Origin of the sequence: Leifsonia sp. YAF41, from assembly GCF_052113185.1 — a bacterium.
Classification (GTDB): domain Bacteria; phylum Actinomycetota; class Actinomycetes; order Actinomycetales; family Microbacteriaceae; genus Cryobacterium.
This window is the reverse complement of sequence record NZ_JBFRCS010000010.1, coordinates 120,804-147,746: the sequence shown is the minus strand read 5'-3', so window position 1 is coordinate 147,746 and position 26,943 is coordinate 120,804. Positions and strand designations below refer to the sequence as shown.

Sequence of the window (26,943 nt, the reverse complement as noted above, 5' to 3'; positions counted from 1 at the left end):
CCACTCTGAAAAGTAGCTGCGACAACTGCAGCTCGCCCAAGGTGAAAGTCACCGCCCCGCACCGGGGCGCGACGAAGCTCTCAGGCCTGACGACAGAGGGGGAGTTCCCACGGGGTTCAATCGAACCCCGCGACTCTTGCCATCCTCCCGGGTGGTGACGACCGGAGAACTCATGACCTCTGCATCAGAAAACCAGCCCGAAGAACGCTTCTCCCCGCTGCACCAGGCTCACGTCGACGCCGGTGCCAGCTTCACCGACTTCGCCGGTTGGCAGATGCCGGTGCGTTACTCGAGCGATCTCGCCGAGCACCATGCCGTGCGCTCCGCAGCCGGGCTGTTCGACCTGTCGCACATGGCCGAGATCGAGGTCTCAGGGCCGGATGCCGGTGCCTACCTCGACTTCGCACTGGCCGGCAAGCTCTCGGCCATCGACCTGCTCCAGGCCAAGTACAGCCTGCTGCTGAACGAGGCCGGCGGCATCATCGACGACGTCGTCGTGTACCGCACGGGGGAGACCAGCTACCTCGTCGTCGCCAACGCCGGCAACCGATTCGCCGCCGTCGAGGCGTTCACCGCCCGCGCCGCCCGCTTTGACGTGACCGTCACCGACACGAGCGACGATGTCGCCCTGATCGCGGTGCAAGGCCCGAACGCGCTGGCCATCCTGCAGGCCACCGCCGGCTTCACCGTCGACGGAGACCTTGAGCCGCTCAAGTACTACCGGGCGATGCGCGGCGCGTTCAACGGCATTCCCATGCTCATCGCCCGCACCGGCTACACCGGCGAGGACGGCTTCGAGCTCTACATCGACGTGCCTCACGCCCTCGCGCTCTGGGAGGCGCTCGCCGCAGCCGGTGAGGCTCACGGTCTGGTTCCGGCCGGACTCGCCAGCCGCGACACGCTGCGCCTCGAAGCCGGCATGCCGCTCTACGGCCACGAACTGGGCACCAAGACGTTCCCGGCCCAGGCGGGTCTCGGCCGCGTCGTCAACCTCGCCAAAGAGACCGACTTCATCGGTCGTGCCGCGAGCGAGGAAGGCCCGAGCGCCGACGCCCGCGTGTTGGTCGGCCTCGTGGCCGAGGGCAAGCGTGCCGGCCGTGCCGACTATGCGATTTTCGCCAGCGCCGAGGCGACCGAGCCGGCCGGAGTGATCACGAGCGGCGCCCTGTCGCCGACCCTCGGACATCCGATTGCCATGGCCTACGTCGCACCGTCGCTTGCCGGCCAGGGCACCCAGGTTTACGTTGACGTGCGCGGAACCCGCATTCCCGCCACCGTCACGCAGCTCCCGTTCTACAAGCGTCAGAAGTAGCATCAGCGGCAGAAATGCCCGGCATCACAAACACTCCACCATTCACCCCTCCGAGAGGACACCCCATGGCCGACAAGACTGAACTCAAGTACACCGCAGAGCACGAATGGCTCGACATCTCCGGCGACGTCGCGACCGTTGGCATCACCGCCTACGCGGCTGAGAAGCTCGGCGACGTCGTGTTCGTCGAACTTCCTGCGGTCGGCTCCGCCGTCGCATCCGGCACCGTCGTCGGCGAGATCGAGTCGACCAAGTCGGTCGGCGAGCTCTTCGCTCCGGTCAACGGAACCGTCACCGAAATCAACGACGCCGTCGTCGACAGCCCCGAGCTGGTCAACAGCGACCCGTTCGGCGACGGCTGGTTGATCAAGGTCTCCTTCACCGAACTGCCGACCCTGCTCAGCTACGACGAGTACACCGCCCTCGTCGGCGAGTAATCTCCCTCCCACCCCGCACATAGACACCACCGGCCAACCAGAACGCGCAGGTTTTCACTCAATGTCACAGGCTCCTTCCACTCCGGAATTCTCACCCGCAGAATTCGCCGGACGGCACATCGGCACGGATGCCGCCGCCCAGTCACACATGCTTGCCACGCTCGGCTACGACTCGGTTGAGTCGCTCGTCAACGCGGCAGTGCCGGCGTCGATTCACGTCGACGCCTTCCGCACGGAGGGTGACAGCACGTTGCCTCCCGCCGCCACGGAACGGGAGGCCATCACCGAGCTCCGCGCTCTGGCCGGCCGCAACACGGTCAAGCGTTCGATGATCGGTCTCGGCTACTACGACACGATCACCCCCGCCGTGATCAAGCGCAATGTGCTCGAGAACCCGAGCTGGTACACGGCCTACACGCCGTACCAGCCCGAGATCTCGCAGGGACGCCTGGAAGCGCTCATCAACTTCCAGACGATGATCGCCGACCTGACCGGCCTGACCACGGCCAACGCGTCGATGCTCGACGAGTCGACCGCCGTCGTCGAGGGCATGTTGCTCACGCGCCGTGCCTCGAAGTCGGCGACCCACCGTTTCATCGTCGACGCCGACGCGCTGCCGCAGACCAAGGCGCTGCTGGCCAACCGGGCGGATGCCGTCGGCATCGAACTCGTCGAGGTCGCGCTCGATGAGTCGACCACTGCTGAAAGCCTCGGCGACCACTTCGGCATCTTCGTGCAGTACCCCGGCGCGTCTGGTCGCGTCTGGAACCCGGCCGACATCATCGCCGCATCGAAGGCGCAGGGCGCCCTCGCCGTCGTCGCCGCCGACCTGCTCGCCCTCACCCTCATCACCTCGCCCGGTGAACTGGGCGCGGACGTCGCCGTCGGCACCAGCCAGCGTTTCGGTGTACCGATGGGCTTCGGCGGCCCGCACGCCGGCTACATGGCCGTGCGCAAGGGCTTGGAGCGTCAGCTTCCGGGTCGTCTCGTCGGTGTGAGTGTCGACGCAGCCGGCCACCCCGCCTACCGCCTGTCGCTGCAGGTGCGCGAGCAGCACATCCGTCGTGACAAGGCCACCTCGAATATCTGCACCGCCCAGGTTCTGCTGGCCGTCATGGCCGGCATGTACGCCGTCTACCACGGCCCGTCCGGCCTCAAGGCGATCGCCGAGCGCGTGAACGAGCGAGCCGGCCAGCTGGTCGCCGCTCTCGGTGCCGCGGGTATGACCGTCGTGAACGACACCTTCTTCGACACCGTGCGCGTCACGGTCGCCGGCCGTGCCGCCGAGATCGTCGCCCGCGCGGCCGAGTCGGGGGTCAACCTGCACCAGGTCGACGCCGACACGATCAGCATTGCCGTCGACGAGACCACGACCGCAGCCGACCTGACCGCAGTTCTCGGCGCATTCGGCGCCCGGGATGCCTTCGGTCACGTCGAGCTCACCGCTGTCGTCTCTGGGCTCCCGGCCGAGCTCGCCCGCACGAGCGAGTACCTCACGCACGCGGTGTTCAACACGCACCGCTCGGAGACGAGCATGATGCGCTACCTCAAGCGCCTCGCCGACTACGACTACGCACTCGACCGCGGCATGATCCCACTGGGCTCCTGCACCATGAAGCTCAACGCGGCCACCGAGATGGAGGCCGTCACCTGGCCCGAGTTCGCCGGAGTTCACCCGTTCGCGCCGCGCGCCGACGTCGAGGGCTACCTCGAGCTGGTCAACCAGCTCGAAACGTGGCTCACCGACGTCACCGGATACCACTCGGTCTCGCTGCAGCCGAACGCCGGCAGCCAGGGCGAGCTCGCTGGCCTCCTGGCCATCCGCGGCTTCCACCTCTCGAACGGTGACACCGAGCGCACCGTCTGCCTGATTCCGTCGAGCGCACACGGCACCAACGCGGCCTCCGCCGTGCTGGCCGGCATGAAGGTCGTCGTCGTGGCCTGCGATGAGCTCGGCAACGTCGACCTCACCGACCTGCGCGCGAAAATCGCCGAGCACGCCGAGCACCTCGCCGCGCTGATGATCACCTACCCGTCGACGCACGGCGTCTACGAGCACGAGGTCACCTCGATCACCGATGCGGTTCACGCGGCCGGCGGCCAGGTCTACGTCGACGGCGCCAACCTCAACGCCCTGCTCGGCTTCGCCCGCTTCGGCGACTTCGGCGGCGACGTCTCGCACCTCAACCTGCACAAGACGTTCTGCATCCCGCACGGCGGCGGTGGACCGGGTGTAGGCCCCGTAGCAGCTAAATCGCACCTCGCCCCGTTCCTGCCCGGGCACCCGCTCGCGCAGAGCACCGACCACTACCTGGTCGCGGGATCGTCAGATGCTGTGGCGGATGCCTCTAGCACCACGATCGAGCACCGTGGCGGACCGGTTTCGGCCGCGCCCTACGGCAGCCCGAGCATCCTGCCGATCTCGTGGGCCTACGTGCGCATGATGGGTGCCGAGGGTCTCAAGCAGGCCACCGGCGCCGCGGTTCTCGCCGCCAACTACGTGGCCAAGCGCCTCGAGGGTCACTTCCCGGTGCTCTACTCCGGTGACAACGGTCTGGTCGCACACGAGTGCATTCTCGATGTGCRCCCACTGACCGAAGCCACCGGCGTGACCGTCGACGATGTGGCCAAGCGCCTCATCGACTACGGTTTCCACTCGCCGACCATGAGCTTCCCGGTCGCCGGAACCCTGATGGTCGAGCCGACCGAGAGCGAAGACCTCGGCGAGATCGACCGTTTCATCGACGCGATGATCGCGATCAAGGCCGAAGCGGATGCCGTGGCTGCCGGAGTCTGGCCAGCCGACGACAACCCGTTGCACAACGCGCCGCACACCGCGCAGTCTGTGATCGAGGGGGAGTGGGAGCACCCGTACGAGCGGGCCGTCGCCGTCTACCCGGTGCACACCCTGGTGCGTAACAAGTACTGGCCGCCGGTGCGTCGCATCGACCAGGCCTACGGTGACCGCAACCTGGTTTGCGCGTGCCCGCCGCCGGAGGCGTTCGAGTAAACCCGAGCTTCTCACTGAGCGAGCCCCCTGTGTGGGGTTCCGCGAGACCGCAGTTGTGGTCGCTTTCCGCCAGGAATAGCGACCACAACTGCGGTTTCGCGTTAAGGGGAAGCTTGGAAAGCTTGGAATCGGGGGAACTAGTTCGTTGGAGATGGCGTGGGGGATGGGGTCGGGGGCGGGGCGGGGGCCAGAAGATCCGGCCACCAGAGCAATGCCAGCGGATAGCCGACGAACGAGACGATGTCGATGATCCAGTGGGCGATCACGAGCGGCATCGTGCGTCCCCACCGGGTGTAGAACCAACCGAACACGACGCCCATCGCGACGTTGCCGAAGAACGGACCGATGCCCTGGTAGAGGTGATAGCTGCCACGCAGCGTCGCCGACGACAGGATGATCGTCCACTTCGACCAGCCCAACTCTTTCAGCCGGGTGAACAGATAGCCCACCACGATCAGCTCCTCGGTCAGTGCCGAGCGCAGGGCCGAGAAGATCAGAATCGGAATCGTCCACCAGAACGTGTCGAGCGGGGCCGGCACGACAGCGACGGTGAAGCCGAGTGCCCGGCCGGCGAGATAGAGCGCGAGACCCGGGATGCCGATCACGAGCAGCAGGCTCAGCCCGCTGAGCAGATCTTTCCCCGGCTGGGTGAAGTCGAAACCGATCCGACGGAATGCGCTCCTTCCGGGCAGCCAGAGCAAGTAGAGCACCAGCGCGACGCCGAACAGATCGAAGAAGATCGCCAGGAACTGATACGTGAAGTCGAGCCACTCGCGGGGTGACTGCGAGGCATTGAGCGTAGCCGACTGCTCCGACAACGGGATCGGGGCGGTCAGCCTCGCGATGATCGAGACGATCGAATACACCGCGGATGCCCCGAGCGACAGCCCGAGCACGATGATCACTTCGACGCGAAGCCGGGTCCTATTGAGTTCGAGCGTGTTGGTCACGAAGGTCAGTTTCGCATCTCCGACGCCCGACCCGCGATCACCTCACCGATTGAAGAAACCCGAGTACCGAATCGACCACAAGCGCCGTCACAGCGTCGACATCGAGGGGCGACGACTTCAACACGGCCAGGGAGTGATCGGCACCGGGCACGGCCACCACGCGAATGCCCGCGCGATCGGCAGTTTCAGAAGACACGACCGCCGCACTGCCGAACGTGTCCCGATCGCCTTGTACGACCAGCACCGGCATGGTCGGCAGGAGCAACTCGTGCAGCCGGGAGCTCTCAGGCTTGCCGGGCGGATGGAGCGGGAACGAGAGACAGACGATGGCGGCCGCGTTCACAGCATCCGCTGTTCGACAGGCGACGCGGGCACCGGCACTGCGTCCACCGGTGACCAGCGGGAGTCCACCGGCGAGGTCGACCACGAGCGGAGCGGTCTCGAGCCAGGCGGTATCGAGTGCGGCCGGGCGCGGTGCCACCTTCTTGCCGGCGACCCGCCACGGCTGCTCGTGTCGCACAACGGTGATGCCGTTCCGGGGGAGTTCGGCAGCGAGAGCGACGAGGTCGCGGGAGCCGATTCCGCCGCCGGCGCCATGGCCCAGCCACAGCACGGCTCGGGCATCGGATGCGACGTCGACGGTCAGGCGCCCCGGCCCGAGCGAGGTGGGTGCGGCGAGTTCCATGCTCTGAAGCTATCAACGCGCCCGCCCAGTGAGAAGCAGTGGTCATCTTTGCATCCCCGCTGACCGAACGTGCGTTCAGTGACCGGCCTCTTACTGCATTTGGTTGCGTTTCTACGCAGCGGATCGCGGAATTGGTGGATTGGCTGCACAAAAGCTGCAAAAACGCCCTCTGTCGATAACAACTTCCCTCAGAGTTTGGAAATCGGCGCGCCTCTCTTTAGGGTCATTAACCATCCCCCTTATTAGGTCGCCCTCGTTGAGGTCGCCCTCATCTGGGTCGCCCTCACTGAGGGTCTGGAACTATCAAGCGTGGAAGCGAAGCCACAAGCGACGCTCCCACGCATACTTTTGCACTGGAGGAACATTGAAAAACAGGAGACTTGGCATTGTCGCCATCGCTCTGGCCACGGCGGGAGCGCTCGCGCTCACCGGTTGCGCCAGCGGCGAGAAGAAGCCGGCATCTGCCGGCGACGCCACCGCTATCGTGACCACCAACGGTTCGGAGCCGCAGAACCCGCTGCTCCCCGCCAACACCACTGAGACGGGTGGCGGCAAGATCGTCACGTCGATCTTCGCCGGACTGGTGTCTTACAACGGCAAGGGCGAGATCGTCAACGATGTCGCAAAGTCGATCGAGTCGGATGACGCCCAGCACTGGACCGTCACGCTCAAAGAAGGCCAGACGTTCACCAACGACGAGCCCGTCGATGCGAACTCGTTCGTTGACGCGTGGAACTACGCAGCACTGGCCAGCAACGCCCAGGGCGCTTCGTACTTCTTCGACAACATCGTCGGCTACTCAGGTGAAGCTGACTCTGCACTGACCGGCCTCAAGGTTGTCGACGACACGACCTTCACGGTTGACCTCCTCGCCCCTGAAGCTGACTGGCCGCTGCGCCTCGGCTACTCGGCGTTCATGCCGATCCCGAAGGCCGGCCTCGCCGACATGAAGGCGTTCGGCGAGAACCCGATCGGTAACGGCCCGTACATGCTGGCCTCCGACAAGGCCTGGGTCCACAACGAGAAGATCGATCTCGTCACGAACCCGAAGTACGACGGTGTGCGCAAGCCCAAAAACGGTGGCCTGAGCATCATCTTCTACGGCACCCTGGACCCGGCCTACGCCGATGCACAGGGCGGGAACCTCGACGTTCTCGACGCAGTTCCTGACTCCGCGTTCGAGACCTACAAGGCAGAGTTCGGCGACCGTTCGGTCAACCAGCCGGCCGCTATCTTCCAGGCGATGAACATCCCGGGCTACCTCGAGCACTTCAGTGGTGAAGAGGGCAAGCTGCGTCGTCACGCCATCTCGATGTCGATCAACCGCGACGAGATCACGAAGGTCATCTTCCAGGGCACCCGTACCCCGGCAACCGACTTCACGTCGCCGGTTATCGCTGGCTACTCTGACAAGCTCAAGGGTTCCGAGGTTCTCGAGTACAACCCGACCGAAGCGAAGAAGCTGTGGGCCGAGGCTGACGCCATTTCTCCGTACACCGGCACCTTCGACATTGCGTACAACTCCGATGGTGGACACCAGGCCTGGGTCGACGCTGTGGCAAACAGCATCGTCAACACGCTGGGCATCCAGGCCGTCGGCAAGCCGTACCCGACGTTCGCCGCTTCGCTCGATGACCGTGAGCAGCAGAAGCTGACCGGCGCCGTGCGCTCCGGATGGCAGGGTGACTACCCGTCGCTGTTCAACTTCCTCTCCCCGCTGTACCAGACCGGTGCAGGCAGCAACTACGAGGGTTACAGCAACCCCGAGTTCGACCAGCTGCTGAAGGAAGGCGCAACCGCGCCGACCGTCGAGGACGCGACGAAGAAGTTCCAGGCTGCACAGGAAGTTATGCTGAGCGACCTGGCGACCGTTCCGCTGTGGTACTCCAACGTCGTCGGTGTCTGGTCTGACCAGGTTGACAACGTCGTGTTCGGCTGGGACTCCGTGCCGCTGTACTACGAGATCACCAAGGGCTAGTCCTTCTTACTAACCCAGATTCCGGGGTAATCCGGCTGTCCGCGCGCGTTCGCGCCTCGGACAGCCGGGTGACCTGGATCATTCAGCGATTGTGATCTCAATGCTCCTTCCTAACAACGGAGGATGCTAATGCTGTGGTACACCGGCAAACGTATTCTCCAGATGCTTCCCGTCTTCTTCGGTGCGACATTCCTGATTTATTTCATGGTGTTCTCACTGCCGGGTGACCCGATCGCCGCTCTGTACGGCGACCGTCCTCCGGCCCCTAATGTGATTGAGGCGATTCGGGCCGAGTACAACCTGGACAAGCCCTTCATCGTTCAGTACCTGATGTACATCGGCGGCCTCTTCCAGGGCGATCTCGGAACCACGTATTCCGGACGCCCCGTCGCCGACGTCATGGCCGATGCCTTCCCGATCACCCTGCGACTGGCCACCCTTGCTTTGTTCTTTGAGGCAGTGTTCGGCGTTTTGATCGGCTTGATCGCCGGTCTGCGCAAGGGCAAGTGGTTCGACGCGAGTGCTCTCGTCGTGAGCCTGCTGCTCATCTCGGTGCCGACGTTCGTCATCGGTTTCGTGCTGCAGTTCGTCTTCGGCGTTCAACTCGGCTGGGCGCGAACGACCGTGAGTGGTGATGCGCCGTACAGCGAGCTCATCCTGCCCGCTATCGTGCTCGCATCCGTGTCGTTTGCCTACATCGTGCGGCTCACGCGCGCGAGTGTGTCTGACAACCTCAACGCCGACTTCGTGCGCACCGCAACGGCCAAGGGTTTGTCCCGCCGCCGCGTCGTGACCGTGCACGTGCTGCGTAACTCGCTGGTTCCCGTCGTGACGTTCCTGGGTGTTGACCTGGGTTCGTTGATGGTCGGTGCGATCGTGACCGAGGGAATCTTCAATATCAACGGAGTGGGCGGGACCGTTTACCGAGCAGTGAAGCTCGGCGAGGGCCCGACGGTTGTGTCGTTCATCGCGGTGATGGTCATCATCTTCGTGGTGGCGAACCTGCTCGTTGACCTGCTTTACGCACTGCTTGACCCGAGGATCCGCTATGCAAAATAGAAACTACCGATCCCAGGAACACTACGTCGCGCCACTCGAAGAGACACCGATCGCCCCGATCGACCGTCTCGACGATTCCGAGAAAGCCCGCAGTACGTGGGCGGATGCTTGGGATGCGATGCGTCGACGTCCTTCCTTCTGGATCTCGTCGGCCTTGATCGTGCTGATTCTGGTCGTGGCGGCGTTCCCTGGGCTGTTCGCCCAGGTCTCGCCGAACCTGAACTGCCAGCTGGCCAACAGCAACGGTGGACCGGAAGCCGGGCATCCGCTCGGATTCACTCGCCAGGGCTGTGACGTCTACTCGCGAATCATCTTCGGGGCCCAGGCCTCGGTCATGGTCGGTGTGCTGGCGACGCTGCTCGTCACGATCAGCGGTGTGATCATCGGTGCGCTGGCCGGTTACTACGGTGGGTTCCTCGACACGTTCGTCTCGCGCGTTGGCGACATCTTCTTCGCGATCCCCACCGTGCTCGGTGCGATCGTGCTGATGTCGGTGCTGCCCGAGCGCACGCCGGTCACCGTGGCGTTGGTCTTGTCGATCTTCGCCTGGCCGCAGATCGCCCGCATCATGCGTGGTGCGGTGCTCAGTGCGCGCCAGTCCGACTATGTGATGGCCTCGACCGCTCTCGGTGTGTCGAAGTTCCGCATTCTGGTGCGGCACGTGGTTCCGAACTCGATCGCTCCGGTGATCGTGGTCGCGACGATCTCGCTGGGAACGTTCATCGTCGCCGAGGCGACCCTGTCGTTCCTGGGTATCGGGTTGCCGCCGAATGTCATGTCCTGGGGCAACGACATTGCTCAGGCGCAGACGTCGATTCGCACGAACCCGCAGATTCTGCTTTACCCGTCTGCGGCGCTGTCGATCACTGTGCTTTCATTTCTGATGTTGGGCGACGTTGTTCGCGACGCTCTTGACCCGGCGGCGAGGGCCCGACGATGACACTTCTCCTCAATGAAACCGAGGGTCAGCACGTTGACACCTCGAACTCACCGCTCCTGCAGATCCGCAACCTCGAGGTCGGATTCCGCACGCAGCGCGGGCTCGTTCCCGCGGTGCGCGGTGTCGACCTCACCCTCTACGCCGGTCAGACTTTGGCCATCGTGGGGGAGTCAGGTTCCGGCAAGACGACGACCGCACAGTCGATCATCGACTTGCTTCCCGGCACCGGTCAGGTGACAGGTGGTCAGATTCTCTTCGAAGGTCGCGACCTGACCAAGCTGTCGCCGAAGGAGATCCAGGATGTGCGTGGTCGCCTGATCGGCTACGTGCCGCAGGACCCCATGTCGAACCTCAACCCGGTGTGGAACATTGGTTTCCAGGTGGAAGAGGCGATCAGGGCCAACAATGTCGCCCAGGGCAAGGATGTGCGCCTGCGCACCATCCAGGTTCTGCAGGAGGCCGGCCTCAGCGATGCTGCCGAACGACTCAAGCAGTATCCGCACCAGTTCTCCGGTGGCATGCGCCAGCGGGTGCTGATCGGGATCGGCTTGTCGTCGCGTCCGAAGCTGCTGATTGCCGACGAGCCGACGAGCGCTCTGGACGTCACCGTTCAGCGCCAGATCCTCGACCACCTCGGCACCCTCACCCGTGACTATGGCACCTCGGTGCTGTTCATCACGCACGACCTCGGCCTCGCCGCGGAACGTGCGGAGCAGCTCGTCGTCATGTACAAGGGCAAGGTCGTCGAGTCGGGGCCGTCACAGGAGATCCTGGCCAACCCGAAGCATCCGTACACTCAGCGGTTGGTTTCTGCTGCGCCGAGCCTGGCGTCGCGTCGAATCCAGACGGCCAAGAGCGCGGGTGCCATCGACCGGGAGGTCTTCGGTGAAGGCTCACTCGATGAGACACTGATCGCTCGTGCCGCTTCGCGTGAAGAGGCAGCGCCGGCGACCGATCTGATCTCGGTGCAGTCGGTCTCCAAGACCTACCGCATTCGTCAGCAGGGCCTCAAGTACAAGGAGCTGCAGGCGGTCAACGAGGTCTCGTTCGGGATTCAGCGAGGCACCACGACGGCTCTCGTCGGCGAATCCGGGTCGGGCAAGTCCACGGTCGCGAAACTGATTCTGCAACTCGAGAGCATCACGAGCGGCCGGATCGAGTTCGACGGTCAGGATGTCGCCGGGCTGAAGGGCGCCGACCTGCTGAAGTTCCGTCGCCGTGTGCAGCCGGTCTTCCAAGACCCGTATGGCTCGCTCGACCCGCAGTACAACGTCGGTAACACGATTGCAGAACCGTTGTTGGCGCACCGCGTCGGCACGGCGAAGGAACGCCAGGCCCGGGTACTCGAGTTGCTCGACCAGGTGTCGCTGCCGGCGTCGACCCGCTACCGCTACCCGAGCGAATTGTCGGGCGGGCAGCGTCAGCGCATCGCCGTGGCACGCGCTCTGGCGTTGAAGCCGGATGTGCTCGTGCTCGACGAGGCGGTCTCGGCGCTTGACGTCTTGGTGCAGGGTCAGGTTCTGAACCTGCTCACCGAGCTGCAGAGCGAACTCGGTCTCACCTACCTCTTCATCACTCACGACCTCGCGGTCGTGCGTTTGATCGCAGACAACGTCTGCGTGATGAAGAAGGGTTCGATCATTGAGGCGGCGACGACCGATGAGGTCTTCGACAACCCGCAGCAGAGCTACACGCAGGAACTCCTGGCCGCCATTCCCGGCGGAAACTTCGAGTTCGGGCGTTAGAACGCACTCGGGGGAGCACCCTCAACCGCTGGGCGGCACCACACTGTGGTGCCGCCCAGCGGCGTTAACGCACGATGCACTGATTCGGGGCGTCAGCGCCAGAACTCCGTGAGTTGCTCGGCACAGGCTCTGCCTTGGTCGTAGCCCGCTCGAGCAGCGGGCGGACGCGTCGACAGATCCATCATGTTGCTGCCGAATGCGTCGAGTGAGGTGCTGTCCGGCACGATGATCTCGACTCGACTGCCGCCGGCGCTGAGTTCGTCGACCTGCGCTGCGAGATGCATGTCCCATTCCAGCGGTGCCCGTGATCGGCCGCCAAACGGTGACAGCACCAGCACCCGCCCGTATCCGGCTGCCAGATCGGCATTCTCGCTGGATCGCCGGTAGCCGCCGTCGATGAAACGGTTGTCCCCGATCCGGTGGGGAGTGCCACTGGCACAGCTCGCGGCGACGGCATCCACCAGGTCGACCCCGCTGTGGCGGTCGAACACGACGGGTTCCCCGGTCTGGGCGTCGACCGCCGTGAGGAGGATCGTTCGTTGCGGCCAGTGCTGGTTGGGCAGTCGGGCTGCGACGGTGGCGCGCCACTGCGTTTGCCCGGAGCCGTCCGACATCGCATCCAATTCGAGCGCTGCCGCACCCAGTTTCCGGCGCATATCGGCCGCATCTTCAGCGGCGGCGATGATGTCGCTCGTCCTCCGCATCTGGTCGGACACGGGTCGCAGGGCACCAGATCCACGGTTAGATCCGGCCGGGCGGGGCCGCTGCGGGGGTGCAGCGGACAGGATGTCGGCGAGCAGTCGGGTCGGATGTGCGCTCGTGATCTGTGCCGCGGCCGTTGCTCCGGCCGAGGTGCCGATGATCAGGTCGGCCTCAGTCACGTCCAACCCGGCATCGAAGAGACCGGCGATGACGCCGATCAGCCAGGCATTGCCTGCTGATCCACCACCGCCGAGGACCAACGCTCGCCCGCGCACCGGCCGTGCATCGTCGGCCTGCTGCCGGGCCTGGTCGGATGTCGGCCGGTCGGAGGCCGTCGACGAGCTGAAGTGCCCTGTTGAAAAAGGTGTTGTGTTCATGGGAATCGCCTTTCGCGAATTGCCTGAAGGGCGCTCCCTGTGGCGACTACGTCAGTCGCGCGATCGTGCACTGCGGGGGAGCACCCATTGCGGATACTGCGTTCATGGGGCTCACCTCCTGCCGATAGATCACGATCGCCACGACGCTAGCACGCCCGCGATGAGTTGCGCATCCTGTAGAGCCGGGTTGCCGTTTCGCTCGTGAAAACGCCGCCGATCTCACTGACTTCAGTGGAGTGTCGGGGCGCATACCACACGGTTGAGCATTTTGTAGCGTTTCGACGCAACCGGATGGCCGTTTCGTGCTTCCTTTGTCGGAGAGGCGCAACAATGCGGCGTTCACGTCACTGCTTGGTAACGATTGGCCCCTTGTTGGGGTCAATTTCGCAGCGTTGTAACTAGGGTCATCTGTAATCGAACGCCAGGTGCACTCGTTGCGCCTGGCGTCACGCTCTCTTACGAGGAGGAACTGTGCGCATTAAGGGAAAGGCTCGCCTGGCAGTCACTGCGATTGCCATAGCCGGGGTTGCAGCGTTGTCGCTGTCCGGTTGCACCACCGCACCAAAGACGGAGCCGACGGCTGCAGCAGGGGGAACGGCGACGGTTGCCGTCGTCAACGAGTTCACATCGCTTAACTCACAGACCCCCCAGGGCAACCTCGACACGAACGGCCAGGTCGGATACCTGAACGGTTCGTACGGCACCGGATTCCAGTACATCGACAACAACTTCAAGATCGTTCACGACGAGAAGTTCGGCAAGATGGAAAAGACCTCCGACGACCCGTTGACGGTGAAGTACACCCTCAACAAGGACCTCAAGTGGTCTGACGGCGAGCCGATCACCGCCGACGACATGGTGTTGGCCTGGGCCATCGCTTCTGGGTACTACGATGACGCCACCATCGACCCGGCATCGGGCGAGGTCACCAGCGGAAACCAGTACTTCTCGATCGCGGCCAGCACGGCCGGCCTCGACACGACGGCGTACCCAACGGTCGGCGACGACAATGAGTCGATCGAACTGGTCTACTCCAAGCCCTACGTGGACTGGGAGCTGGTCAACCCGATCGCTCAGCCGGCGCACATTGTGGCGAAGAAGGCCGGTCTCGCTTCGGCAGCCGACCTCACCAAGCTGATCGAGGGACTTCCGAAGGGCGACCCGGCAGCGCCGGCCGCGCCGAACGCTGACTTCAAGAAGGCTGCTGACTTCGTCAACACCGGCTATGACCTCACGGCCTTCCCGTCCGACCCCGACCTTCTCGTCGCGAGCGGCCCGTTCGTGCTGTCGGCCTGGACCCCGGGACAGTCGCTCACCATGACCCGCAACGAGCACTACGTTGCCGGCCTGATGCCGAAGGTCGACAAGATCGTCTTCCGCATCATCGGTGACGCGAACGCCCAGGTCACGGCACTGCAGAACGGCGAGGTCGACATCATCAACCCGCAGGCGTCGGCAGACACCCTCGCCGCACTGCAGAGCGCGAACGCCACGATTCTTTCGGGCGACCAGGTCTCGTACGATCACCTCGACCTCACGTTCAGCACCGATGGTGTTTTCGCCGACAAGAGCGTGCGTCAGGCGTTCCTGAAGACGATCCCGCGTCAGCAGATCCTCGACGCGATCGTGACGCCGGTCAACCCCGACGCCAAGGTGCTCGACTCGCAGCTCTTCCTGCCCAACCAGGAGGAGTACGCCGCCACCGTCAAGAACAACGGGTCGAGCGAGTACAGCAAGGTTGACATCGAAGGCGCCAAGGCGCTCCTGGCCGGCAAGACCCCCGAGGTCAAGCTGATGTACAACACGACGAACCCGAACCGGGTCGACGAGTTCCAGGCCATCCTCGCCTCGGCCACTGAGGCCGGCTTCAAGATTGTGGATGCGGGTTCGCCCGACTGGAGCAAGAAGCTCGGCGACGGTTCGTACGACGCCGTGCTGTTCGGTTGGATTGCCCCCGGTGCCGGTACCTCAGGCATCCCGCAGATCTTCGGACCTGTCGGCAGCGGTGGCAACTACAACAACTACGACGGAACCGGCGACCTGGCAATCGAAACTCAGTCAACTCTCGACAAGTCGGCGTTGACCGACCTGGAGCTGCAGATTGACAAGCAGACCTTCGATGACGCCTACGGTCTTCCGCTGTTCCAGCTGCCCGGCATCTTCGGAACCAGCAGCAAGATCGACGGAGTGAAGTTCATGGGCAACCAGACCGGACCGTTCTGGAACTTCTGGGAGTGGTCAGTCAAGTAATCGCGACATGAACCGGTCCTCGCGCACCGTGCGCGGGGACCGGTTTCGTGACGAAGGGCAGATACTGCCCCGCCATGATCAACCACCGCTCCAGTGAGGTAGCCCATTCAATGGTGAGTTTCATCCTGCGACGAGTTCTCGTCTCCATTCTTATTCTTCTCGCGGCGTCATTTCTGATGTACATGCTCGTCGCCTATTCGGTCGATCCGCTCAAAGACCTGCGAGGAAGCAGCTCTCCCAACAAAGATCAACTGATCGTGGCCAGAATTCAGCTTCTTCACCTCGAAGTTCCGCCACCGCTGCGGTGGGGGCTCTGGCTCGGCGGTGCAGCCGGGTGTTTAATCCCCTTCGCCAACGCGTGCAACCTCGGCCCGACCATCGCCAACGCCCAAGTGATCGACCTGCTGCCGAACGCTCTGAGCTCGACGGTGCAGCTTGTCACCCTGGCGCTTCTGCTGGCGATCATCTTCGGAATCACGATCGGCATCGTGACGGCACTGCGTCAGTACAGCGGACTCGACAACACGATGACCTTCATCAGTTTCTTTCTTTACTCACTCCCGGCCTTCTTGGTCGCGGTGCTGCTCAAGGAGTTCGTTGCGATCTCCTTCAACAATTTCCTCGCCAATCCGGTGGTGTCTGCGTTCTGGGCACTCGCAATCGGCGTGATCTTCGGCGCAATCTGGCAATCGCTCATCGGTGGGGCTCGTCGGCAACGCCTCGCCGTTTTTGTGATCTCGGGCGCAAGCACGACGCTGCTTCTGTGGTTCATGTCGGTCACCGGATGGTTCACGACTCCGGGGATCGGACCTGTCGCGATGATCGTTCTCGTCGCCGCCATCGCGGCAGGCGTCACTGCCCTGGTGGCGGGCATCCGCCAGCGCCGAGCACTGCTCACGGCCGGCATCAACGCGGTGATCGCAGTGATCTGCTACTTCGCCCTGCAGCCGCTGTTTGACGTCTCGAGCGCGGGAACCATCGCCATCCTCGGTCTCGTCACGGTAGCGGTCGGCTTGTTGAGCGGCTATCTCGTCGGCGGCTACGACCGCGGGCAGAACATGCGAGTGGGTCTGCTGACCGCGGTACTCTCGGCCGCGCTCATCCTGCTTGACCGCTACATGCAGTCGTGGCCCGCGTACCTGGCAGAGGGACAGATCAACGGCCGACCCATCGCCACAGTGGGGTCGGTCACCCCGAATCTGGACGGCGATTTCTGGATCAGCGGAATCGACAGCTTCACCCACCTGTTGCTGCCGACCATCACACTCCTGCTCATCTCCTTCGCCGGCTACACTCGGTATTCCCGCGCCGGGATGCTCGAAGTGCTGAACCAGGACTACATCCGCACGGCGCGGGCCAAGGGCCTCCCCGAGCGCACGGTCATCGTGCGCCACGCTTTTCGGAACGTGCTCATTCCCATCACCACCCTCATCGCGTTCGATGTGGGCGCGCTGCTCGGCGGGGCGATCATCACCGAAAAGGTCTTCGCCATTCCCGGAATGGGACTGCTCTTCAGTACGGGGCTTGACCGCGGTGATCTAAACCCGGTGATGGGCTACTTCTTGGTCATCGCATCGATGGCAATCTTGTTCAACTTCCTGGCAGACCTGGCGTACGCCAGCCTTGACCCGAGGGTGAGGGTTCGATAATGGCACTTGACACACAGGTGAACGGAAACGGCAACGGCGGCAACGGAGAGAGCACGGTTCCCACCGGCAAAGCGCCCGAAAGTCAGGGACGGCTGATCTGGGGACGCTTTCTCGGCAACAGAATCGCGGTGACCTCCGGGGTTCTCGTGGTGGTCATCATCCTGTTCGCGATCTCAGCGATCGGGCTCGGCCCCATTCCCGGTTGGTGGAAGTACAGCTACACCGAGCTGAACCCTCAGGTCAACAACGGGGCGCCCACTCTGAGCTTGATTCCGACCTGGCTCGGCGGCTCCGGCATCACGCTGGGTGATCATCCGTTCGGCCAGAACCGGATCGGCAAGGACTACTTCGCCATGACCATGCGGGGAGTTCAGAACTCGGCTCTCGTCATGGTGGTGCTCGGCGGTATCGCCAGCATCGTCGGTGTCGTGGTCGGGGCCGTCGCCGGGTACTACCGGGGCCGGGTCGACGCGATTCTGATGCGTATCACCGACGTCTTCATCGTCATCCCCGCCCTCGTCGTCGGTTCGGTCGTCGGTTATTTCGCCGGCAACCTCGGCGCATTTCTATTGGCCCTGATGCTCGGCTTCTTCTCTTGGATGGGCATCGCCCGGTTGGTGCGCGGCGAGTTCCTGTCGCTGCGCGAACGACCCTTCGTCGAGGCGGCCCGTGTCGCCGGCGCGTCAGACCGGCGGATCATTTTCAAGCACATCCTGCCGAACGCGATGGGCGTGGTCATCGTCTCCTCGACGCTGATCATGGCCTCCGCCATCCTGTTGGAGACCGCACTGAGCTTCCTGGGATTCGGTATCCGCGCACCCGACGTGTCGCTCGGCCTGTTGATCAGCTCCAACCAATCGGCGTTCCAGACCCGGCCCTGGTTGTTCTGGTGGCCCGGATTCTTCATTGTGGCCCTGGCACTGCTGGTGAACTTCGTCGGCGACGGTCTGCGCGATGCCTTCGACCCGCGCCACCGTCGTTTCAAGCTGAGGATGATGCAGGAGCAGCTGCTCGAACCCGGCGAGGATCGCGAATGATTCTCATTCCGGCGGACACGCCGACGTCGCTAACGAGCCAGCGACCCCACCAGGGTCGCGAGGGCCAGCGCGCCCAGCACGACAATCATCACCGTGTGGCGAGTGATCAGCACCGGGGTCTCATCGGCCACACCGGCTTCGATCAGACCCTGGTCGCGCAGTGCCGTCCACCGGCTGCGCACCGCGGCGGCGGCCTGACCGGATTCGGTGTTGATCAGATCTCCGGGTCGCACCTCGGCCGAGGCCGACAGGCCCGCTTGGGATTCGGAGCCCGTCGATCGCGAGTTGCGCACACCGGTCACATGTCCGGGGGCCGGCGCCGACCAGGCCACGTACTTGTGGCCGGGGGTGTACAGCGTCAGGGCGTACTTGGTGTCGACGTTGATCAGTGCGGCCCACGGGATGTGGATAGTGCGAAAAACGTTTCGCAACTCGACGCCGTCGTCGGTGACGGCGGTGTACGGGCGCCACAAAGCCTCCCAGGCGAAAACGCTGAAGAAGGCGGCCGGGATCAACGTGAGCAGCGACTCGCCGGGACCCACGAAGAAGAGGCTTCCCGCGATCAGGGCTGCAATCACCCAGACACACACGGCAAGGATGCGATTGAAACGCGACGAGATCTCGACGCGGTCTCCCGGGATGTAAGTCTGCATTTTTCTATGCTGACAGCTTCTGGACCCACGCGGAAATGCACGACGACGCCAGGCGCATCCGCGCAGGGCGTGAAATGGAGCACACTCTCATGACCGACACACTCCTGACCGACACCGTGACGGGACACCCCGTCTTGGAGGTCACCGATCTCAGCGTGGACTTCGGCGTCGACGGCGTCTGGATTCCCGCGGCCAAGAAACTGAACTACTCGATCAAACCGCGCGAAGTGTTGGCGATCGTGGGGGAGTCCGGCTCCGGAAAGAGTGCCAGCTCGATGGCTGTGCTCGATCTGCTTCCGCAGAACAGCCGCATTTCCGGAAGCGTCAAGCTCGACGGTCGCGAGCTCCGCGGTCTCAGCCCGGCGCAGATGCGCCGTGTGCGCGGCCGCCAGGTGGCGGTCATCTTCCAAGAGCCGATGACCGCGTTGAACCCGGTCTACACGATCGGCTTCCAGATCGTCGAGACGCTGCGGCTGCACTTCGGGATGTCGCCGAGCCAAGCCAAGGCGCGGGCGCTGGAACTGCTCGACATGGTCGAGCTGCCCGACCCGATGAAGGCGTTCAAGTCGTACCCGCACCAGCTCTCCGGTGGTCAGCTGCAGCGGGCGATGATCGCCCAGTCGATCTCCTGCGACCCCAAGCTGCTCATCGCCGATGAGCCGACCACGGCTTTGGACGTCACGGTGCAGGCTGAGATTCTCGACCTGCTGCGCAATCTGCGGGACCGCCTCGACAGCGCCATTCTGCTGATCACTCACGACATGGGGGTAGTCGCCGATCTCGCCGATCATATCGCCGTGATGCGCAAGGGGCTGATCGTCGAGGCCGGCCCGAGCGCACAGATCTTTGCCACGCCGCAGCATCCGTACACGATCGCTCTGCTCCAGGCTGTTCCCTTTCTCGGGCAACGCGACGAAGTAGAGATCGACACCACGGCCAGCCTGGCCATCGGTAGTGAACTCGAGAACAGTGTCGACTTCGCCGCACGTGTCGAGATCAATGAGCGTCTGGCCGAGGTCGCCGCGCAAGCCGCCGCGGAAGACACCCGCCGAGTTGTCGTCGAGTTCGACAATGTCGCCATCGAATACCCCAAGAGCGGCCATGTTCAGGCGTTCCGCGCCGCCGACGGCATCAACCTGAAGATTCGGGAAGGCGAGGTCGTTGGCCTGGTCGGCGAGTCAGGTTCGGGCAAGACCACGTTGGGCCGGGCCGCGGTCGGCTTGCTTCCGATCACCGAGGGGCGCCTGGTCGTCGCCGGGGAGGATCTCTCTCATGCCGGCCGTGAAGACATCCGTCGGTTGCACAAGAATGTGGGAATCGTCTTTCAGGACCCCTCTTCCTCGCTCAACCCGCGGTTGCCGATCGGGGACAGCATCGGCGAACCGCTGCTGCTGGCGAAGCGATTCTCCGGTGCGGCTCTGAATGCCGAGGTCGAGCGTCTCCTCGACAGCGTGGAGCTGCCGCGCAACTACCGCAGCCGTTACCCGCACGAGCTTTCCGGAGGGCAGAAGCAGCGGGTGGGCATTGCCAGGGCGCTGGCCCTCGGACCGCAGGTGCTGGTGGCCGATGAGCCGACCAGCGCCCTGGATGTCTCGGTTCAGGCGCGCGTTCTCGTGCTGTTGCAGGCGTTGCAGAAAGAGATGAACTTCGCCTGCCTGTTCATCACGCACGATTTGGCCGTCATCGATGTGCTGGCCGATCGGATTGCGGTGATGCACCACGGCAAACTGGTGGAGACGGGGACCAGAGACGAAATTCTGCGCAACCCGAAGGAGGCATACACTCAGCGGTTGCTTGCTGCGGTGCCGCTGCCCGACCCCGCCAAACAGCGCGAACGGCGCCTGCTCCGTCAGGAACTGCGCGCGGTCGCCTCGAAAACGGATTAGCGGCGCCTCGAAAGCGGATGAGCGGGCTTCGCGTCGCGCCTCGTGCCCGCGTGCCTAGCAGGTGCTGGAGCTCCGCGCTAATTTTCAGGGTTCGTGCGGTAAGATCGTCAGTCGGGCCACCTTCTGGCCACACTTCCATTCTTAGTCGCACGCGACATTTTGCGGCAGCAATTCTTTGTGAGGAACTCTTTTATGGCGATTGCCACGCGCAATAACCTTCGAAACGTAGCAATCGTTGCCCACGTTGACCACGGCAAGACCACGCTCGTTGACGCGATGCTTCGCCAGACGAACTCGTTCGCCGAGCACGCGCACCTCGAAGAGCGTGCCATGGACTCCAACGAGCTCGAGCGCGAAAAGGGCATCACGATCCTCGCCAAGAACACGGCGATCTCGTACAAGGGCAAGCACGCTACCGACGGCCCGATCACGATCAACGTGATCGACACCCCCGGCCACGCCGACTTCGGTGGCGAGGTCGAGCGCGGTCTGTCCATGGTTGACGGCGTTGTTCTGCTCGTCGACGCCAGTGAAGGACCGCTACCGCAGACCCGCTTCGTGCTGCGTAAGGCACTCGAAGCCAAGCTTCCCGTCATCCTGCTGGTCAACAAGACCGACCGTCCGGATGCGCGCATCGAAGAGGTCGTCGGCGAAAGCCAGGACCTGCTCCTCGGTCTCGCCAGCGACATGGCTGACGACGTTCCCGACCTGGACCTCGACCTCGTGTTGAACGTGCCGGTTGTCTACGCTTCGGGCCGTAACGGTGCCGCAAGCCTGACCCAGCCCGCCAACGGCGAGCTGCCCGACAACGATGACCTTGAGCCGCTCTTCGAAGCGATCCTCGAGCACATCCCCGCTCCAGTCTACGATGACGAGCACCCGCTGCAGGCCTGGGTCACGAACCTCGACTCCTCGCCGTTCCTCGGTCGCCTCGCGCTGCTGCGCATCTTCCAGGGCACCATCAAAAAGGGCCAGACGGTTGCTTGGATCAAGCACGACGGATCCGTACACAACGTGCGCGTCACCGAGCTGATGATCACCAAGGCACTCGACCGCTACCCGGCCGAAAGCGCCGGCCCCGGCGACATCGTTGCCGTTGCAGGTTTCGCCGACATCACCATTGGTGAGACCCTGGCTGACCCCGAAGACCCCCGTCCGCTGCCGACCATCACGGTTGACGACCCGGCCATCTCGATGACCATCGGTACCAACACGTCGCCGCTGATCGGCAAGATCAAGGGCCACAAGCTCACCGCCCGCATGGTCAAGGACCGTCTGGACAAGGAGCTCGTCGGTAACGTCTCGCTCAAGGTTCTCGACATCGGACGCCCCGACGCCTGGGAAGTTCAGGGACGTGGCGAGCTCGCTCTCGCCATCCTCGTCGAGCAGATGCGTCGCGAAGGCTTCGAGCTGACCGTCGGCAAGCCGCAGGTTGTTGTCAAGAAGGTCGACGGCAAGGTTCACGAGCCGTTCGAGCACCTGACCATTGACGCACCGGAAGAGTACCTCGGTGGCATCACCCAGCTGCTCGCCACCCGCAAGGGCCGCATGGAGAACATGGCGAACCACGGCACCGGCTGGGTTCGTATGGAGTTCATCGTTCCGTCGCGTGGTCTCATCGGTTTCCGCACCGAGTTCCTGACCACCACCCGTGGCACCGGTATCGCCAACGCGATCTCGCACGGCTACGAGCCCTGGGCCGGCACCATCAACACGCGCAACAACGGCTCGATCGTTGCTGACCGTTCAGGTGTTGTCACCCCGTTCGCCATCATCGCTCTGCAGGAGCGCATGAGCTTCTTCGTGAACCCGACCGAAGAGGTCTACGAAGGCATGGTCATCGGCGAGAACTCGCGCGCCGACGACATGGACGTCAACATCACCAAGGAAAAGAAACTGACCAACATGCGTCAGTCCACTTCCGACACCTTCGAGTCGATGACCCCGTCGAAGCAGCTGACGCTCGAGCAGTGCCTCGAGTTCGCTCGCGAAGACGAGTGTGTCGAGGTCACCCCCGAGGTCGTGCGTATCCGCAAGGTTGAGCTCGCCGCTCAGGCTCGTGCTCGCAACACCTCGCGTTTGAAGAAGCAGGACGCCAACTAACAGCTGTGCGCTGACTGTTGACAGCCGCCCCTCCCAGCTTCGGGAGGGGCGGCTGTGTTTAACTTGAACTTGATGTGACTTGACCTTGATCTGAGTGAAACTGCCGTGCGTGAACCTCATGCCGCCGACGAAAGAAGACAATCATGACCAGAATCCGACCGGCCATCGGCATCCCTCTCGCGCTCGTAGTTGCCCTGGCGGCTGGACCGATGTTGAGCGGATGCTCCAGTGTGGGTGGGCTCGTCAACGGTGCGGTCCACGAGGCCTCAGGCGGCAATGTTTCGCTCGGTGGCGCGCTGCCGAAGGGGTGGCCGGACGAGGTGCCGGTCATCGACGGGGAGATTCTGCTCGGCGCCGGAAACAGCGCTGACGGTGAGAAGGTCTGGGCCGTTACCGTGAAGTCGACCGCGGCAGACCCGGTCGCCGACGCTCAGGCGCAGCTGGAAGACGCAGGCTTCGTCACTGACGCGAGCGGTTCGACGGGCGGAAACGGCGCCGTCGCGATGAAGAACGACGCGTACACGGTGGTGTTGGTCGGCAATTCGGACGGCGTGCTCTACACGGTGATGCCGGTCGCCGCGAACTAGTTCAGCGAGCGGGATACGCCCCGAGTCAGGCGAAGAGCGGGGCCCCGACGTAGCTCCCGGGGCGCGCCCCAGGGGGCACCGCGAAGAGTGCTGAGCCGACGTGACGGATGTACTCGTTGAGGGCGTCGTTTCGGGCGAGATTCAGTTGCACTGTGGTGAACTGCTCGGGTTCGCGCTGGAACGAGATGAAGAAGAGTCCCGCCTCGAGGCGACCGAGTGCATCGTTGCCGTCGACGAAGTTGTAGCCGCGTCGCAGCATCCGAATGCCCGAGTTCTCGGTCGGATGCGCCAATCTGACATGCGCGGTCGTCGCGATGAGCGGCTCGTCGCCGCGCCCGGTCACCTCGAAGTCGGGTTCGGTGAACTCGGTGCCGCCGGAGAGCGGGGCACCCTCGCCCTTGTTGCGACCGATGACCGCCTCCTGCTCACGCAGAATCGTGCGGTCCCAGGTCTCGATGGTCATCCGGATGCGCCGGGTCACCAGGTAGCATCCGCCGGTCATCCATGCAGTGCTGTCACCCGACTGCACCCAGACCTGATCGTTGACGGCGGCCGGTTCCTCAGCCTTGATGTTCGCCGTGCCGTCTTTGAAGCCGAAGAGATTGCGCGGGGTGGCCTGGCTGGTGCTCGTCGACGAGGTGCGCCCGAAGCCCAGCTGCGACCAGCGCAGTGCCGCCCGGCCGAACGCGATGCGGGAGAGGTTGCGGATGGCGTGCACAGCCACCTGGGGGTCGTCGGCGCACGCCTGGATGCAGAGGTCACCGTCGCTCGCCGCCGGGTCGAGCATGTCGCCCGGAAAATGGGGGAGCGTGACGAGCTCAGCCGGCCGGCGGGCGGCGAGGCCGAACCGGTCGACGCCATCCGTCGTCGAGAAGAGCGTCGGACCGAAACCGAAGGTGATGGTCAAGCCCGACGGGGGAAGGCCCTGCGCCTCGCCGGTGTCCTCCGGCGGAGCGTCGTACGGCCCGCTCACCGCGCCGTACTCGCCGATGTCTTTTCCGGCGGTCATGGCCGCAGCGGCAATCGTCCAGTCCTGCAGCAGCTCGATCAGGTCGGCGCGGGTCGCCGAGGCGGACATGTCGAACGCAGCGAAATGCAGGCGGTCCTGAGCGGGCGTGACGATGCCGGCCTGGTGCGTGCCATAGAAATCGTAGGAGCGCGTCGCGGATGCAGCGGCGCCCGATCCGGCCCCCGTTGCCGCCAGCACGGCACGGTCGGCCGCGATGCCGATTCCGATGCCCGCCACGCCAGCCCCGGCCAGGCCGAGCAGCCCGCGACGGGAAATCCCGGCGGGCTTCTCGGCAGATTTCTCGGCGGGTGGAGGCGGCGAGGTGGAATCAGTCATCAGAGAACGAGCGTAGCCGTGAGCTGGTTGAGCGGTTCACCGAGTGCGTTCACCTGGTCGGAGAGCGCCTTGATCTCAGCGGGGCTGAGCTCGGTGTACAGCGTGAAGCCATCACCGACGCGCTGGGCGTCGAGCAGGGTCTGCAGCGAAGCGAACTCGGTGTCGAGTGTGTCGGCGAGCTTCTGATCCTTCTCGATGACCATGTCGCGCACGCCGGCGTAGAGCACCTTCGCGCCGTCGACATTGGCCTGGAAGTCCCAGAGGTCGGTGTGTGACCAGGCTTCTTCTTCGCCGGTGACCTTGCCGGTGGCAACCTCATCGAGCAGGCCGATGGCGCCGTTGGTCTGCTGCGCGAGCGTGAAGGTCAGATCCTGCACCTTCGTGTTGAGCGTGGCGGTGTCGGCGAGGAGCAGCTCGGTGAGGTGCGCGCGCTTCTCGGCCGGGTACGCGACGAAGCCGGCCTCCGCGTCGGCGGGCCAGAGATCCTTCTCGATCGCGTGCCAGCCGGTCCATTCCTGGCCCTCTTCGAGGTCGGCCTCGCGCAGGTCGAGCTTCGGGTCGAGGTCGCCGAACGACTCGGCGATGGTCTCGACGCGCTCCCAGTGGGCGCGCGTTCCGGCGTAGAGGCTGCGGGCGGTGTCATCGTCGCCGGCCACATAGGCGGCGGCGAACGCGTCGGTCCCGGTGACCAGCTGGGCCACCTGATCCTTGACATACGAGGCGTAGTTGACGTTGGCGGTGTCGATCTGGGCGGCGAGGTCGATGTCCGGCGCGGCCGCGGCATCCGACTTCGTCACGGTGAAGGCGGTCTTGCCGATGCCGTCGCCCACCATGCCGGGCTTGCACGCGGTCAGGTAGTTGCCCGCGGCGAGCTGCACGACGAGGTCGCGGCTGAGGCCGGGACCGATGTTCTCCACTTCGCCGACGATGCGCAGGCCGTCTTCGCCGAGCAGGTAGAACTCGGTCACCTGGTCGCCGCTGTTCGTGACGGTGAACCGGGCGTTACCGGCCGGAACTTCGGCGGCTGAGACGGTGCACGCGTCGGCGCTGCTGTCGACGGTCAGCGCGGCGTGACCGGCATCCTTCGTCGGCGCGTTGGCGACGCAGCCGGTGAGAGAGAGCAGGCCGACGGCCGACACAGCGGTGAGCAGGAGGAGACGGGAGCGCATAGAAGTCCTTCGGAACAGAGAGGAGGGAAGACAGGACGTGGGGGAGCGGGGTGGGACGGGAGAAGATCAGTGTGCGGCGATGGCCGGCGTGGCACCCGTTGCGGGCTGGGCAGCCGGGATTGTGGCCGCGCGTGGTTTGCCGCGCCGACTCTTCACGATGAAGAGGGTCATGGTGGGCACGACGTAGGCAATCCAGACGGCCAGTTCCAGCCAGGTGGTGGCCGGCGAGAAGTTGAAGAAGCCCTTCAGCAGGGTGCCGTACCAGCTGTCGGGCGGGATCGTGGCGCTCACGTCGAAGGCGAGGTTGTGCAGCCCGGGCAGGATGCCGGCCTCCTGCAGGTCGTGCACGCCGTAGGAGAGCACGCCGGCCGCGACGACGATCAGGATGCCGCCGGTCCAGGTGAAGAACTTCGACAGGTTGATCTTGAGCATGCCGGCGTAGATCAGCCAGCCGAGGGCGACGGCGGTGACGATTCCGAGTGACGCGCCGACCAGCGGGAGTGTCGTCTCACCCGTCGCCTTGACGGCGGCCCAGATGAAGAGTGCGGTCTCGATTCCTTCGCGGCCGACCGCGAGGAACGCGACGATGACCAGTCCGAAACCGCTTCCGACGAGATGGCGGTCGATGTTGCCCTGCAGGTGGCCCTTGAGGTCGCGCGCCGTGCGCAGCATCCAGAACACCATCCAGGTGACGAGGCCGGTCGCGACGATCGACAATACTCCGCCGATGGTCTCCTGTGCTTCGAACGAAAGGCCGTAGGTGCCAAACGTCAGCAGGGCGCCGATGCCGAGTGCGAGAAGAACGGCGAGCCCGACCCCGGCCCAAATGCGCGGCAGAACATCTTTGCGGTCGATCTTGACGATGTAGGCGATCAGGATGGTGACGATGAGTGCGGCTTCGAGACCTTCGCGCAGGCCGATCAGATAGTTTGCGAGCACAGGACTTCCTGGGAATGTTTGTTGGGGGGATGGTAAGGCTAACCTTACGTCCCCAACTGTAACCGCTGGTTTCGGGGCTGTCCATTTCTTTTTCCTCGGCCGTAACAAACAAGCGTGCAGGATCGCACTC

General features: G+C 64.2%; 20 protein-coding genes and 1 riboswitch. Of the genes, 13 read left to right on the top strand and 7 right to left on the bottom strand.

Annotation, left to right across the window (positions count from 1 at the left end; genetic code table 11):
• Positions 1 to 103: riboswitch (glycine riboswitch) on the top strand.
• Positions 104 to 172: 69 nt separating this feature from the next.
• From gcvT to gcvP, 3 genes are all read left to right on the top strand, one after another.
• A complete protein-coding gene (gene gcvT, locus AB4Y63_RS13560) occupies positions 173 to 1,312 on the top strand; it encodes a glycine cleavage system aminomethyltransferase GcvT (RefSeq protein WP_441791585.1) in 1,140 nt (379 codons plus the stop codon).
• 65 nt (positions 1,313 to 1,377) lie between these two features.
• A complete protein-coding gene (gene gcvH, locus AB4Y63_RS13555) occupies positions 1,378 to 1,749 on the top strand; it encodes a glycine cleavage system protein GcvH (protein WP_441791584.1) in 372 nt (123 codons plus the stop codon).
• A gap of 61 nt (positions 1,750 to 1,810) precedes the next feature.
• Positions 1,811 to 4,759 (top strand): aminomethyl-transferring glycine dehydrogenase, encoded by a 2,949-nt coding sequence (gcvP, locus tag AB4Y63_RS13550; RefSeq protein ID WP_441791583.1) that lies wholly within the window; start codon positions 1,811 to 1,813, stop codon positions 4,757 to 4,759.
• A 137-nt stretch (positions 4,760 to 4,896) separates the two neighbouring features.
• On the opposite strand, the gene AB4Y63_RS13545 is transcribed toward gcvP, so the two are convergent.
• The gene (locus AB4Y63_RS13545) at positions 4,897 to 5,709 is read right to left on the bottom strand and encodes a CPBP family intramembrane glutamic endopeptidase (RefSeq protein WP_441791582.1); all 813 of its coding nucleotides are present in this window, start codon (positions 5,707 to 5,709) and stop codon (positions 4,897 to 4,899) included.
• A gap of 37 nt (positions 5,710 to 5,746) precedes the next feature.
• Positions 5,747 to 6,394 (bottom strand): alpha/beta hydrolase family protein, encoded by a 648-nt coding sequence (locus AB4Y63_RS13540; RefSeq protein WP_441791581.1) that lies wholly within the window; start codon positions 6,392 to 6,394, stop codon positions 5,747 to 5,749.
• A gap of 364 nt (positions 6,395 to 6,758) precedes the next feature.
• Here AB4Y63_RS13540 and AB4Y63_RS13535 point away from each other — a divergent pair, with 364 nt between their 5' ends.
• From AB4Y63_RS13535 to AB4Y63_RS13520, 4 genes are all read left to right on the top strand, one after another.
• Positions 6,759 to 8,372: a peptide ABC transporter substrate-binding protein gene (locus AB4Y63_RS13535; protein WP_441791580.1), complete on the top strand. Its 1,614-nt coding sequence runs from the start codon at positions 6,759 to 6,761 to the stop codon at positions 8,370 to 8,372.
• A 129-nt stretch (positions 8,373 to 8,501) separates the two neighbouring features.
• Positions 8,502 to 9,431, top strand: coding sequence for an ABC transporter permease (locus AB4Y63_RS13530; protein ID WP_441791579.1), 930 nt, complete (start codon positions 8,502 to 8,504; stop codon positions 9,429 to 9,431).
• A complete protein-coding gene (locus AB4Y63_RS13525; RefSeq protein WP_441791578.1) occupies positions 9,421 to 10,371 on the top strand; it encodes an ABC transporter permease in 951 nt (316 codons plus the stop codon). Before AB4Y63_RS13530 ends, AB4Y63_RS13525 begins: the two co-directional genes overlap by 11 nt.
• Positions 10,368 to 12,116, top strand: coding sequence for a dipeptide ABC transporter ATP-binding protein (locus tag AB4Y63_RS13520; RefSeq protein ID WP_441791577.1), 1,749 nt, complete (start codon positions 10,368 to 10,370; stop codon positions 12,114 to 12,116). The genes AB4Y63_RS13525 and AB4Y63_RS13520 overlap by 4 nt, the downstream gene beginning before the upstream one ends.
• 92 nt (positions 12,117 to 12,208) lie before the next feature.
• On the opposite strand, the gene AB4Y63_RS13515 is transcribed toward AB4Y63_RS13520, so the two are convergent.
• Positions 12,209 to 13,195 carry a patatin-like phospholipase family protein gene (locus AB4Y63_RS13515; RefSeq protein ID WP_441791576.1) on the bottom strand — a complete coding sequence of 329 codons (987 nt, stop codon included), beginning with the start codon at positions 13,193 to 13,195 and terminating at the stop codon, positions 12,209 to 12,211.
• A gap of 471 nt (positions 13,196 to 13,666) precedes the next feature.
• Here AB4Y63_RS13515 and AB4Y63_RS13510 point away from each other — a divergent pair, with 471 nt between their 5' ends.
• The 3 genes from AB4Y63_RS13510 to AB4Y63_RS13500 all read left to right on the top strand — a co-directional run bounded on the left by AB4Y63_RS13510 (position 13,667) and on the right by AB4Y63_RS13500 (position 18,131).
• Complete coding sequence (locus AB4Y63_RS13510) at positions 13,667 to 15,445, top strand: ABC transporter family substrate-binding protein (RefSeq protein ID WP_441791575.1); 1,779 nt, start codon at positions 13,667 to 13,669, stop codon at positions 15,443 to 15,445.
• A 110-nt stretch (positions 15,446 to 15,555) separates the two neighbouring features.
• Complete coding sequence (locus AB4Y63_RS13505) at positions 15,556 to 17,094, top strand: ABC transporter permease subunit (RefSeq protein WP_441791574.1); 1,539 nt, start codon at positions 15,556 to 15,558, stop codon at positions 17,092 to 17,094.
• Positions 17,094 to 18,131, top strand: a complete 1,038-nt coding sequence (locus tag AB4Y63_RS13500) for an ABC transporter permease (RefSeq protein WP_441791573.1) — start codon at positions 17,094 to 17,096, stop codon at positions 18,129 to 18,131. The genes AB4Y63_RS13505 and AB4Y63_RS13500 overlap by 1 nt, the downstream gene beginning before the upstream one ends.
• A gap of 29 nt (positions 18,132 to 18,160) precedes the next feature.
• Here AB4Y63_RS13500 and AB4Y63_RS13495 read toward each other — a convergent pair whose 3' ends face one another.
• Positions 18,161 to 18,784, bottom strand: a complete 624-nt coding sequence (locus AB4Y63_RS13495) for a PH domain-containing protein (protein ID WP_441791572.1) — start codon at positions 18,782 to 18,784, stop codon at positions 18,161 to 18,163.
• An 89-nt stretch (positions 18,785 to 18,873) separates the two neighbouring features.
• On the opposite strand from AB4Y63_RS13495, the gene AB4Y63_RS13490 reads away from it, so the two are divergent.
• From AB4Y63_RS13490 to AB4Y63_RS13480, 3 genes are all read left to right on the top strand, one after another.
• Positions 18,874 to 20,670 carry an ABC transporter ATP-binding protein gene (locus AB4Y63_RS13490; protein ID WP_441791571.1) on the top strand — a complete coding sequence of 599 codons (1,797 nt, stop codon included), beginning with the start codon at positions 18,874 to 18,876 and terminating at the stop codon, positions 20,668 to 20,670.
• Positions 20,671 to 20,862: 192 nt separating this feature from the next.
• On the top strand, positions 20,863 to 22,773 hold the full coding sequence (gene typA / locus AB4Y63_RS13485; RefSeq protein WP_441791570.1) for a translational GTPase TypA: 1,911 nt from the start codon (positions 20,863 to 20,865) through the stop codon (positions 22,771 to 22,773).
• A 143-nt stretch (positions 22,774 to 22,916) separates the two neighbouring features.
• Positions 22,917 to 23,360, top strand: coding sequence for a hypothetical protein (locus AB4Y63_RS13480; protein ID WP_441791569.1), 444 nt, complete (start codon positions 22,917 to 22,919; stop codon positions 23,358 to 23,360).
• A gap of 25 nt (positions 23,361 to 23,385) precedes the next feature.
• Here AB4Y63_RS13480 and efeB read toward each other — a convergent pair whose 3' ends face one another.
• The 3 genes from efeB to efeU all read right to left on the bottom strand — a co-directional run bounded on the left by efeB (position 23,386) and on the right by efeU (position 26,813).
• On the bottom strand, positions 23,386 to 24,705 hold the full coding sequence (gene efeB / locus AB4Y63_RS13475) for an iron uptake transporter deferrochelatase/peroxidase subunit (RefSeq protein WP_441791568.1): 1,320 nt from the start codon (positions 24,703 to 24,705) through the stop codon (positions 23,386 to 23,388).
• Positions 24,705 to 25,874: an iron uptake system protein EfeO gene (efeO, locus tag AB4Y63_RS13470; protein WP_441791567.1), complete on the bottom strand. Its 1,170-nt coding sequence runs from the start codon at positions 25,872 to 25,874 to the stop codon at positions 24,705 to 24,707. Before efeO ends, efeB begins: the two co-directional genes overlap by 1 nt.
• A gap of 66 nt (positions 25,875 to 25,940) precedes the next feature.
• Positions 25,941 to 26,813, bottom strand: coding sequence for an iron uptake transporter permease EfeU (gene efeU / locus AB4Y63_RS13465; protein WP_441791566.1), 873 nt, complete (start codon positions 26,811 to 26,813; stop codon positions 25,941 to 25,943).
• Between the last annotated feature and the right edge of the window lie 130 nt (positions 26,814 to 26,943).